This window comes from Actinomyces sp. W5033 (genome assembly GCF_051303165.1).
In genome coordinates, this window is the sequence record NZ_JBPPGD010000012.1 from 1 (window position 1) to 11552 (window position 11552).

The following is an 11552-nucleotide window of genomic DNA, read 5'->3' on the forward strand; positions in this document are numbered from 1 at the left end:
CCCTGCACGCTCAGCGGGCCGATGTCGCCGCCCAGGTCGAGGCCCTGGTGGAGGCCCACCCTCTTTATGAGGTCCTGATCTCCATGCCCGGGATCAGGGGTCCCGCCCGCCGCCGTCCTTGCTGGCCGAGACCCTGGGCAAGACCTCCAGGCACCGGCGCCTAACTGGCCTCCTACGCCGGCCTGGCACCGGTGACCAGAAGATCGGGCTCCTCCATCAGGGGCGAGCATGTCTCCCACGGCGGCAACAAGAGGCTCAAGCGCGCCATGTTCCTGTCCGCCGTCGCCTCCCTGCGCTCCGACCCCGTCTGCCGGGCGTACTACCAGCGCAAACGAGACCAGGGCAAGCGTCATAACCAGGCCGTTCTCGCCCTGGCCCACCGCCGCATCCTGACCCTGCACGCCATGATCCGAGATGGAGCCCTCTACGACCCACAACCAGCCACGAAACTACCCGCCGCCGCTTGACACACCACATAGGGGCACCCACGCCAGCCGTGTCCACACCCGCGTCGCCAACCTCATGACCTCATACAGCCATCGGTCACATTCGAGAGCGTCTGAGCGCGGTAACCAAATGTGTGGCCGACGCCTGTACTAGCGACACACTGGGGCCTTAAATTCACAACCCATGAATGGCGCCCTTAGTCACAACGACCTGGCATACTCTTCAGCCAGCCGACGATCAATTTTATTTCGGATCTCCATGAAGGGCTTCTTATTTCCTAACACTCGACGCAACTCCAATTTCGATACACGATCTCGCGTCTCCGTGCGTATGTCGATACCCTCGAGGATATCTGCCCCTTTAAACTCGTATTCAAACAACTGTCCTTCTTCGGTTAGGAACACTATTCTGTGCCCCCACGTACCGCCCCAGTAATAGAGGTGATCCTTTGAGGTTGGGAATTCCCCTTTCATTAGCCTTAGCGGCGAGGGGTTAGTCTCTTCTACTGTCGGATAGTCATAGCGCTCGATCTCATACCCCCGGTGAGTGACCCCTGTAGCGGAGTCACTGTATTGAGATACTCTTGCACCGAACGATGCAAACTGACTGGCGGATCTTCTCAGGTAGGCGACAAATTCATCAACCACCTGCTTGGGATCTGCGGCATCTTGACCCAAAACTACCTCCTAGACCATAAAATCTAATTGGACCTACAATGGCAGCGTCGCAATCAGAATGCTGCACACACAACAATGGGCGAACGAGGAAGCAACTGAATGAACTTTCACTCTTCCGCAAACACTATGCGGTTTCAATCAGCGCATCGAGGCCGTCGGATGCGGGACTGCACGAACGAACATCGGAATGACAAATGAGGGTCAACCAAATACCGAGACCTCATCTCAAAATAAGGCAACTTCCTTGATCAAATATAGGAAGAGTCACACCGACTCTCCGCATTCCGGACATTCATCCGCATATTGATCGTAAAATATTGCGCCGCAATGCGCACATTTGCGTTCGCCTTCCATGACTCCCCCATAACATTATCGGAACGCAGAGGCGACAACCATGATGCCGATCGCATGCTTCGGTCAAGCGCTACGATACTGCGGCCACGTCATGTTGTCTAGATCTAGAAGAAATCCATCATCGACGCCCGCCAAGGCACTTCGGTGATTCCCGCGGCCAGCACCAGCCCACGCTCACCGCGGCGTCGCTCGCCACCAGCCTTCACGCCCGCTGGCGCGCCTGGAGCCCGTCCACCTGCCCCGTCCTACCCCCGCGAGAGCGCCTCGACACACTCCTGGTCACCGAGGACCGCACAACCCTCAGCCCGGTCAGCCTCTCCATGCCGCGCAGCGACCACCGGGGTCGGCTGGCCAGCCACACCATCCCGGCCCGCACCGGCGAGCTGCGCGTCAGCGGCCACCCGACGTCCGTCACCGCCGTCTTCTCCCAGCTCATGTCGCTGGCGCGCTTCACCAACGTCGGCTCCCACACCGCCTACGGCATGGGCGTCATCGACGCCATCGCCAACCCCACCTGACGGCCGGCCGACCTACCCGGCTCAGCCCTCGTACACCTCGGGCTTGAGCAGCCCGATGAAGGGCAGGCTGCGGTACCGCTCGGCATAGTCCAGGCCGTAGCCGACGACGAACTCGTTGGGGATGTCGAAGCCGACGTAGGCCACGTCCACCTCGACCTTGAGGGCCTCGGGCTTGCGCAGCAGCGTCGCGATCTCCACGCTCGCCGCACCGCGGCCGGACAGGTTGCCCACGAGCCAGGACAGGGTCAGCCCCGAGTCGATGATGTCCTCAACGATGAGGACGTGGCGCCCAGTGAGGTCCGCGTCCAGGTCCTTGAGGATGCGCACCACCCCCGAGGACTTGGTGCCCGAGCCGTAGGAGGACACGGCCATCCAGTCCATCTGCACGGCTGAGCGCAGGCGCCTGGACAGGTCCGCCATGACGTACACGGCCCCCTTGAGCACACCGACGAGCAGGAGGTCCTGCCCCTCGTGGTCCGCGTCGATCTGCGCGGCCATCTCATCGAGACGCTGGGCGATCTCCGCCTCGGTGATGAGGACCTGGGCGAGGTCGTCCTGAATGTCACGCGCATCCATCCTGGTGTGCCTCCGTCAACAGTCGGGTGCCGGGTCGGGTTGGCGGGTCAGCCCCCGCACGGCACGAGTCTGTCACGCCCTCGCGGGCGCTGCCTCCCGACGCCGGTGCCCGCCCTCTGTCCGCCCCTGGCAGCTCACCCCTGGCAGCCGCAGTCCGCCATCGGGGCGATGAGGTCCTCGTCCAGGGCCACCCGCGCCGCCAACAGCCCGCCCTCGTTGAAGCCGTCCACGATCACCCCGTAGGCCAGCAGCCTCCCGTCGGCCGTGACGACGGTGCCCGTGAGCGAGACCGACTGGTCGAGCGAGCCCGTCTTGGCGCGCACCCGCCCGGCTGCCGTCGCCTCCCAGAAGCGGTCCTTCAGCGTCCCGTCGAGCCCCGCCACCGGCAGCGCCGTGATGAGGGTGCGCCCGGTGGTGCCGCCCTCGTCCCCCGCCGCCCGGGCGATGATCTGGGCCAGCAGCCGCGCCGGCACCTTGTTGCCGCGCGCCAGCCCGGAGGCGTCGCGCAGCGTGAGCCCGCTCGTGTCGAAGCCGTCGGCCTCGAGCTGGGCGCGCACGGCCTGCGCCGCGCCGTCGAAGGACGCCGGGTAGCCGGTCGCCGCCGCCAGCACGTGTCCCTCGACCTCCGTCATCGTGTTGTCCGAGGCCTTGAGGGACACCGCCAGGACCTCGGACAGGGGCGCCGACTCGACGGCGGCGAGCTCGCTCGCACCCTCGGGCGCCGCAGCGCGCGTGACCGTGCCGCTGACCTCGATGCCCGCGGCCGCGAGCGCCGCCGCGAAGGCCTCAGCCGCCTCCATCGCAGGGTCGGCGGGGTAGTCCATGGTCGAGTGGTGGGCGGTGACGTCCACCATGATGGGCTGGATGGGCGCCACCCAGGCCTCGTTGCCCTCCTCCCAGTCGGGGCTCCAGGAGGGCCCCTCGAACAACGTGTCGTCCAGGGCCACGCTCACGCTCGTGACCCCCTGGGAGCTGAGCCGCTCGGCCGCCTTCCGGGCCAGGTCACCCAGCCCGGCGTGGCCGACGACGGCGCCCGGGTCCCCGGCGTCGGTCGCCAGGAGCACGTCCCCGCCCCCCACGAGGGTGAGCGTCGTGCCGGACAGGACCGCGGAGGTGGTCAGGCGGTGCCCAGCCCCCAGCGCGCTCAGGGCCGCCCAGGCGGTGAGGACCTTGTTGGAGGAGGCGGGAGTCAGCGCTGTGCCACCCTGGAGGTCCACCAGCACCTGGCCGGTGGCGACGTCGATGACCGACACGCCGGTGACGCCCGCGCCAACCCTCTCGTCCGTGGCGAGGGCCTGCGCGTAGCCGGTGAGCACGGCGGCGCTGGGGACGGGGGCGTCCGCGGGCAGGGCCGGGGCGGGCTCGGCGACGGCCTGCGCGCTCGTCGTCGGGAAGGCCTGGAGCTCGTAGGCGGGGTCCGCCAGCGTCACAGCGCCCGGGACGAGGTCGAGGGCGTCAGCGAGCCCGTAGTAGCCGCCTGCGACCAGCAGGGACGCAGCGGTCAGGGCTGCTGTGGTGGCCTTGCGCACAGATCCTCCGATGGTGCTGATGACGTCAGGTGCTCGTGCCGGGGCGCGGGATGCCTCCCGCAGCGCCGTCGTGGGTCACACTAGTGACATTGTCACCGCCCCTCTGGGAGCATCGGCCGTGAACCGCGCCAGCGGGCGGGGCCAGCGGACCCGGCGGGCCGCCACCGACCACACGCAAAGGAGGACGCCGTGGAGTTCGACGTCACGATCGAGATCCCCAAGGGCAACCGCAACAAGTACGAGGTGGACCACGACTCCGGCCGTATCAGGCTGGACCGCATGCTCTTCACCTCCACGCGCTACCCCGACGACTACGGCTTCATCGACAACACGCTCGGCGAGGACGGTGACCCCCTCGACGCCCTGGTGCTGCTGGAGGAGCCGACCTTCCCTGGCTGCCTCATCCGCTGCCGCGCCCTGGGCATGTTCCGCATGCGCGACGAGAAGGGCGGCGACGACAAGGTCCTGTGCGTGCCCTCAGGCGACCAGCGCGCCTCCTGGCGCACGGACATCGAGGACGTCAGCGAGTTCCACCGCCTGGAGATCCAGCACTTCTTCGAGGTCTACAAGGACCTGGAGCCCGGTAAGAGCGTCGAGGGCGCCCACTGGGTGGGCCGCGAGGAGGCCGAGGAGGAGATCCGCCGCTCCTACGAGCGCGAGGCCGAGCGCGTCGCCCGCGAGGGCCACTGAGTCCCGGCAGCACGACGTCCCGGCAGCACGACTGTGAGGGGGCCCGGTCACCACGGTTGGTGACCGGGCCCCCTCGCCTCGGGCAGGAGCAGCGGCGCCTTAGGGGCGCACGGCGTAGGGCATGGCGCCGGAGTAGGACATCGAGGTCACCCGCACGGTGTAACCGAAGGTCGGTGCCTCGATGATCGTGCCGCCCCCGAGGTACAGGGCCACGTGGTAGATGCCGGACTGGCTGCCGTTGGAGGACCAGAAGACGAGGTCCCCGGGCTGCGCCTGGGACAGCGGGACCTTGTCACCCTGCCCGTACTGCACGCGCGAGGAGTGGGTGAGGTACACCCCGGCGGCGCGGTAGGACAGCATCGTCAGGCCCGAGCAGTCGACACCGTAGTAGGACTCACCGCCCCACTCGTAGGGCACACCAAGGTACGTGTAGGCGGCGGCGATAGCGGCGTCAGCACCGTATCCCGAGCTGGCGGGCGCCTCAGGCTCAGGCTCCGGGTCCGGAGCGGGCGCGGGGGCCGGCGCGGGTGCGGGGGCCGGGGCGGGTGCGGGGGCCGGGGCGGGTGCGGGGGCCTCAGCCTGGGGCGCGGCCTCAGCGGGCTGCTGCACGGCTGCCGCCACCGCCTGACGGGCCGCCTCCTCCTCACGCGCCTTGCGGTCGGCCTCAAGCTGGTCCTGGTACTGGGTCTCGAGCTCGACGGTGGTGTTGCGCTGCGCAGCGAGCTGGGCGATGAGCGTGCCGCGCTGGTTCTGGGCGTAGACGACGGCGTTGGCAGCCGTGACCGCTGCCCTGTCGGCCGCGGCCTTGGCCTGCTGCGCGGCGTCGGAGGCGGTCTGCTTCGCGGCCCGCTTGTCGTTGGCGAGGGCCTGGAGGGTGTCGGCGACCGCTTCGAGGGCCTCGACCCCCTGGAGCTGGGCGTCGGACTGCTCGCCGATGCGGGTCAGGGCAACTCCGGCGTCGGCGAGGTCCGCGAGGGAGGAGCTGGTGAGGTACGGGGTGAGGACGTCGAGGGCGTTGCCGCCGTCCTGGTAGGTCTGGACCACGGCGGCGCCGAGCTCGGAGCGGGCCCGCTCGGTGGCCTCGACGGCGGCGTCGGCGTCGGCCTGGGCAGCCGCCGCCTCGGAGGTGGCCGTGTCGAGCTCATCGAGGGCAACGAGGTAGTCCTCGTTGGCGACCTGGGCCGCCAGGGCGGCGGCGTCGGAGTCGACCCTCAGCTGGGCGAGCTGGGCCTCGAGTGAGGCGATGGACTCGGAGGTGGAGGTCTCGGCGGCGCGCGAGGAGTCGATGTCGTCCTGGGTGACGGGGTCCGCCGTGGCAACCGGCACGAGGAGGGATGCGGTCAGGGCGAGGGCGGCGCTGGCAAGGGCACCCCTGGTCGCGGTCCTCGTCAGCCGGGCCGTGGGCGCGCTCGTGCGAGCGTCGCCGCGCGCACCTGTCCGGTCGCGGTGGTGCCGCGTGCTCGTCGTCCGGGTCACTGCTTCCTCCGTCTGCTGCGTCCTCCTCGACGGCCGCCGCCATGACGTCGGCGGACGGCTCGGGCCGGGCGAGGAGGAGTCCTGGCTGTGGGCACACTAGTCAGGTCCTGTCACACGAGGGAACAGTTTTCCCAACATTCACAGCCGTCACAGGTTTCCCTAGAGCCTCCGACGGCCGGAGTCCCGCAGCAACACGCTGATTGACATCAGATGTGATACGCCTCACGACACCGTTGTCATTCCTCCCGCAGAGGCCGGCAAGGCCCACGACGTCGGACAGTGGACGCCTCCGCCCGGCACCCACCACCGCCGATAGGGTGGGCCTCAGCGCCGCGGACGGCGCAGACGCACCCGAGATGAGGCCCCCGCATGACTGACGTCCCCACCGCGGCCAATCCCGACGGCTGGCACTTCGAGACCAAGCAGGTCCAGGCCGGCCACACCCCCGACGGCGACACCGGCTCACGCGCCATCCCCATCTACCAGAGCTCGTCCTTCGTCTTCCCCAGCACCCAGGAGGCCGCCGACCGCTTCGCCCTGGCGTCCCTCGGCCCCATCTACACACGCCTGGACAACCCGACCAACCAGGTCGTCGCGCGCCGCATCGCCGCGCTCGAAGGAGGCATTGGCGCTCACCTGGTCTCCTCCGGCCTCGCCGCAGAGACCCTCACCTTCCTCACCCTGGGCGGCGTCGGGAGCAACATCGTCGCCTCCTCCTCCCTGTACGGCGGCACCACCAACCTCATGACCCACAGCCTGGCGAAGATGGGCATCGAGACCCGCTTCGTCGAGCACCCGGGCGACCCTGGCGCCTGGGCCGCGCTGGCCGACGAGCGCACAACCTGCTTCTTCGGCGAGTCCATCCCCAACCCCAAGGGTGACATCCTCGACATCGAGCCCATCGCCGATGCCGCCCACGCACTGGGCATCCCCCTCGTCGTTGACAACACCGTCGCCTCCCCCTACCTCATCCGGCCCTTCGAGTGGGGCGCGGACATCGTCGTGCACTCGGCGACCAAGTTCCTCGGAGGCCACGGCTCCAGCGTCATGGGCTGTATCGTGGACTCAGGCGCCTTCGACTACGCCTCCCAGCCCGGGCGATTCCCCGGTTTCAACGAGCCCGACCCCTCCTACAACGGCCTCGTCTACGCCCGGGACCTCGGCGTGGGCAGCCCCCTGGGGAACATGGCCTTCATCCTCAAGGCCCACACCGAGGGCCAGCGTGACCTCGGCTTCGCCGCCAGCCCCCTCAACGCCTTCCTCATCGCCCAGGGCGTGGAGACCCTGTCCCTGCGCATGGAGCGCCACGTGGACAACGCCCTCGCCGTCGCCCGCTGGCTCGAGGGCCGGCCGGAGGTGGCCGAGGTGCGCTACTCCGGCCTGGAGTCTAGCCCCTACCACGAGCTGGCCCGCAAGTACTGCCCGCGTGGGGCCGGCAGCGTCCTCGCCTTCGACCTGGCGGGCGGGCGCGAGGCCGGCGCCGCCTTCATCGACGCGCTGAGCCTGTTCTCCCACCTGGCCAACATCGGTGACGTGCGCTCCCTGTGCGTCCACCCGGCGACGACGACCCACTCCCAGCTCGACGACGCCGGCCTGGCCAAGGCAGGCATCCACGCAGGCACGGTGCGGCTGAGCATCGGCATCGAGCACATCGACGACATCATCGCCGACCTCGAGCGTGGGCTGGCCGCCGTCGCCGCCCTCGGCTGAGCCCTGCCACGGGCTCGGCCGGGCCCTGCCAGCGGGCCGGCCACGGACGGGTTAGCCGCCGCCCACCCGACCCGACACAATGGGCCCATGAGCGCGCCACAGCCCCTGACCCCCGGAGTCGGCACCGCCTCGGCCAAGCTCGTCGAGCGCCAGGCCGGCTCCCCCACGGGCGCCTGGCGCCCCGGTGACGAGCCGGGCAACCGCCGCTTCCTCGAGATCGGTGACCTCACGCTCGAGTCCGGGGAGGTCCTTCCCTCCACCGTGCTCGCCTTCGAGACCTGGGGTGAGCTCGCCCCCGCCGCCGACAACGCCGTGCTCATCCTGCACGCGCTCACCGGCGACTCCCACGTCACCGGCCCGGCCGGCCCCGGGCACCCGACGCCGGGCTGGTGGGACACGCTCATCGGGCCGGGCAGGGCCGTGGACACCGAGCGCTACTTCGTCGTCGCCGCCAACATCCTCGGCGGCTGCCAGGGCTCCACCGGCCCCTCCTCCACCGCGCCCGACGGACGCCCCTGGGGCTCGCGCTTCCCCTGGCTCACCACCCGCGACCAGGTGGAGGCCGAGACCCTGCTCGCCGACGCCCTGGGCATCAGGACCTTCCACCTCGTCATCGGGGCCTCCCTGGGCGGGCACCGCGCTGTCGAGTGGGGGGCGAGCCACCCCGAGCGGGTGCGCAACCTGGCACTCGTCGCCACCGGGGCCTCGACGACGGCGGACCAGCTCGCGTGGTGCCACCTGCAGGAGCTCGCCATCGTCGGCGACCCCTTCTTCCTCGACGGCGACTACTACTCCCACTCGGTGGGCCCGGTGCGCGGGCTGGGCCTGGCCCGCGCCATCGCCCACACCACCTACCGCTCGGCGGCGGAGCTCGACGCGCGATTCGGCCGCCGGCACCAGGGCGAGGAGGACCCGGCGGTGGGTGGGCGCTACCAGATCGAGTCCTACCTCGACCACCACTCCGGCAAGCTCATCTCCCGCTTCGACGCCAACACCTACCTCATCGTCACCCACTCGATGATGGTCCACGACGTCGGCACCGGCCGGGGCGGCACCGAGGCGGGGCTCGGCCGGGTCACGGCGCGCACGCTCGTGGTCGATGTGGACTCCGACCGCCTGTTCCTGCCAGAGCAGGCCGAGCAGCTGGCCAAGGGCATCCCCAACGCCCGGCGGGCGACGATCCGGTCCCTGCACGGCCATGACGGCTTCCTCATCGAGGCGGAGCAGATGGACCGGATCCTGCGCGACTTCCTGGAGGAGGACGAGGCATGAGCGAGACGCCCGAGCAGGAGCAGGAGCCCGAGCAGGCGCCGCAGCAGGAGCCGCAGGCGCCCGAGCGCCCCCACACACCGGTCGGCTCCTGGGGCGAGGACCTGCTCGGCCCCGGCTTCCAGGCGCGCACGCTGGAGCTCGCCCCGGACGCGGAGGAGGACGGCGCCGTCGCCACCCTCGTGCGCTACCTGCCCGCCGAGGACCCCCAGGCCCTGGAGGGGACACCCTCAGAGCCCTCCTTCGTGTGGCTCTACCTGCACGGCTGGAACGACTACTTCTTCAACCCGGAGCTCGCGCGCCGGGTGGCGCGGCTGGGCGGCGCCTTCTACGCCCTCGACCTGCGCCGCTACGGCCGCTCCCTGCGACCGGAGCAGATGCTCGGCTGGGTGGAGGACCTGGCGGTCTACGACGAGGAGATCGGGCTGGCGCTCACCCTCGCGTGGGCCGGCCACGGCCAGTCACGCCCCACCGTCCTGTGCGGGCACTCCACCGGCGGGCTCACCGCCTCCCTGTGGGCGCACCATCACCCGGGTGTGCTGGCCGGGCTCGTCCTCAACTCCGCCTGGCTCGAGATCCAGGGCGCGGAACCGGTGCGGGTGCTGGGCGAGCCCATCGTGCGCGCCTTCGCGCGCCTGAGCGGGCGCGACCCCGTGGCCCTGCCCACCTACGACCCCTCCGACCTGTTCACGGTGACGGACGGCTGGACCGAGGCCGACGGCGAGCTGCCGGACCCCTCGTGGGCGGACGACCCCTACGTCACCGGCTGGCACGTGGACCCCCGCTGGAAGCACGTGCCGACCCCTCCGATCCGCCCTGGCTGGTTGGCGGCCATCCTCGACGCTCAGGCGGCGGTCTCCTCGGGCCTGCACGTGACCTGCCCGGTGCTGTCCATCGGCTCCGCGCGCAGCCACCTCGGCGTCGTGCGCACGCAGGACTCGCGCTCCACGGACACGGTGGTGGACGCGGACGGCACCGCCCGCCGCGCCATCGGCCTGGGGCCGCTGGTGACGGTGGCCCGGGTCGAGGGGGCCGTGCACGACGTGTTCCTGTCAGCGCCACCCGTGCGGGAGCAGGCCTACGCCGTCCTCGAGCAGTGGCTCAGGGGCTACGTGCTCAGCTGAGCAGCTCGGCGAGCGTCGCGCCGCGCTCCCCCACGCGCCACACCCGCCAGCCGTCCACGTCCTGGGTGTGCTGGGCGGCTGCCGCCGCGCGCGAGGGATCGGTGAAGGTGCGCCCGTCGGCCAGGGTGATGACGCCGTCACGGCTCAGGACGGCCCTGTGGTCGATACCGCGGCGGGGGCTGCGCCACAGCAGGGTGGTGGGCGTGCGCAGGCTCCGGGCGAGGGCTGCGAGGGTGGCAGGGGCCTCGGCCGTGCTGACCGTGGGCTGGGCGCCGAGCGCCGGCGCCAGCGAGCGGTGCGTCCCCGTCACAGGCGGCGGCTCGACAGCCGCCGCCGGCCGCGTGCCCGAGGCCGTGACCGCCTGGGGCCTGCCGCTGTGGCCCGGCTGGGTGGCCTGGATGGTGTTGACCACCTGGGTGACCTGGGCAGTCTGGGCGGTGTCGACCACCTGGGCGGCGCGGCTGCGCCTGGGGGTGGAGGGAGCCGCCGCTGCGGCCGCGAGAGGGTCCGCCTCGACCCGGTCCACGGACACGAGGACGCGGCCGTCCCCAGCCCCCTCGACCACGCGCGCGTCCACGACGTGCACCTCCACGGCCTCGCCCAGGAAGGTGGCCAGCACGCGCGCCTGCCCCACCAGCTCGGTGGTGAGGACCACGAGCCGGGGCCCGGGCTCCGCGTGGATCGGCATGGCCTCGCGGAACTCGTCCCAGTCCTCGTGGAAGGCCGTCGCGCCCCCGGGGTAGACGACGGCGAGGGAGCTGCGGCTCATGGCGGCGGTCCTGGCGTGACGGCTGAGCGCCGCCACGAGCGCACCGGCATCGACAGTGGTGAGGACCTCGATGGTGACCACCTGCCCGGCGGCGTCCAGGGCGGTGAGTGACTGGCCTGCCTCAACGCTCATCCACGCCACCGGCATGAGGGGACGGTGCAGGACCTGGCCCAGCTGGGCGCGCACGGCTGCGAGCACCTGGAGACGGGTCTCGGCTCCTGCGGGGTGTCCCGGGCCCACCGTGCCCAGCCGACCGTCCTTGAGCTCGAACAGCGCCATCTCCACCTCATCCTTCCGCATGCGGTCCCGCCGCTCGGCGGAGCCCAGGGAGGCATATTCTCATGCGTCCCTGACAGGAACCTGTGCCCCGGCGCTTGGGGGGGAATAGGAAGAAAGGGAGGAGGCGCTGGGGG

At 70.5% G+C, this 11552-nt stretch carries 10 protein-coding genes and 1 pseudogene; 6 read left to right on the forward strand and 5 right to left on the reverse strand.

Annotated elements, in window-relative coordinates:
• Positions 1 to 467 (forward strand): annotated as a pseudogene (locus ACSJJR_RS08885) (transposase); the annotation flags it as partial.
• Between the two features lie 180 nt (positions 468 to 647).
• On the opposite strand, the gene ACSJJR_RS08890 reads toward ACSJJR_RS08885, so the two are convergent.
• Positions 648 to 1124: a hypothetical protein gene (locus tag ACSJJR_RS08890; RefSeq protein ID WP_435943067.1), complete on the reverse strand. Its 477-nt coding sequence runs from the start codon at positions 1122 to 1124 to the stop codon at positions 648 to 650.
• 467 nt (positions 1125 to 1591) lie between these two features.
• Between ACSJJR_RS08890 and cas6 the strand changes: the two genes are divergently transcribed.
• On the forward strand, positions 1592 to 1996 hold the full coding sequence (gene cas6, locus ACSJJR_RS08895; RefSeq protein ID WP_435943123.1) for a CRISPR system precrRNA processing endoribonuclease RAMP protein Cas6: 405 nt from the start codon (positions 1592 to 1594) through the stop codon (positions 1994 to 1996).
• Positions 1997 to 2017: 21 nt separating this feature from the next.
• On the opposite strand, the gene hpt is transcribed toward cas6, so the two are convergent.
• Positions 2018 to 2572 carry a hypoxanthine phosphoribosyltransferase gene (hpt, locus tag ACSJJR_RS08900; RefSeq protein ID WP_435943068.1) on the reverse strand — a complete coding sequence of 185 codons (555 nt, stop codon included), beginning with the start codon at positions 2570 to 2572 and terminating at the stop codon, positions 2018 to 2020.
• Between the two features lie 134 nt (positions 2573 to 2706).
• Complete coding sequence (gene dacB / locus ACSJJR_RS08905) at positions 2707 to 4101, reverse strand: D-alanyl-D-alanine carboxypeptidase/D-alanyl-D-alanine endopeptidase (protein ID WP_435943069.1); 1395 nt, start codon at positions 4099 to 4101, stop codon at positions 2707 to 2709.
• 189 nt (positions 4102 to 4290) lie between these two features.
• Here dacB and ACSJJR_RS08910 point away from each other — a divergent pair, with 189 nt between their 5' ends.
• Positions 4291 to 4791: an inorganic diphosphatase gene (locus ACSJJR_RS08910; protein ID WP_435943070.1), complete on the forward strand. Its 501-nt coding sequence runs from the start codon at positions 4291 to 4293 to the stop codon at positions 4789 to 4791.
• 99 nt (positions 4792 to 4890) lie between these two features.
• On the opposite strand, the gene ACSJJR_RS08915 is transcribed toward ACSJJR_RS08910, so the two are convergent.
• Positions 4891 to 6135, reverse strand: coding sequence for a C40 family peptidase (locus tag ACSJJR_RS08915; RefSeq protein WP_435943124.1), 1245 nt, complete (start codon positions 6133 to 6135; stop codon positions 4891 to 4893).
• A 501-nt stretch (positions 6136 to 6636) separates the two neighbouring features.
• Between ACSJJR_RS08915 and ACSJJR_RS08920 the strand changes: the two genes are divergently transcribed.
• The 3 genes from ACSJJR_RS08920 (at position 6637) to ACSJJR_RS08930 (ending at position 10370) form a co-directional block, all read left to right on the forward strand.
• A complete protein-coding gene (locus tag ACSJJR_RS08920; protein WP_435943071.1) occupies positions 6637 to 7977 on the forward strand; it encodes an O-acetylhomoserine aminocarboxypropyltransferase/cysteine synthase family protein in 1341 nt (446 codons plus the stop codon).
• An 87-nt stretch (positions 7978 to 8064) separates the two neighbouring features.
• A complete protein-coding gene (metX, locus tag ACSJJR_RS08925) occupies positions 8065 to 9249 on the forward strand; it encodes a homoserine O-acetyltransferase MetX (protein ID WP_435943072.1) in 1185 nt (394 codons plus the stop codon).
• Positions 9246 to 10370: an alpha/beta hydrolase gene (locus ACSJJR_RS08930; protein ID WP_435943073.1), complete on the forward strand. Its 1125-nt coding sequence runs from the start codon at positions 9246 to 9248 to the stop codon at positions 10368 to 10370. Before metX ends, ACSJJR_RS08930 begins: the two co-directional genes overlap by 4 nt.
• Here ACSJJR_RS08930 and ACSJJR_RS08935 read toward each other — a convergent pair.
• Complete coding sequence (locus tag ACSJJR_RS08935) at positions 10363 to 11418, reverse strand: hypothetical protein (protein ID WP_435943074.1); 1056 nt, start codon at positions 11416 to 11418, stop codon at positions 10363 to 10365. The genes ACSJJR_RS08930 and ACSJJR_RS08935 overlap by 8 nt on opposite strands.
• Positions 11419 to 11552 lie beyond the last annotated feature (134 nt).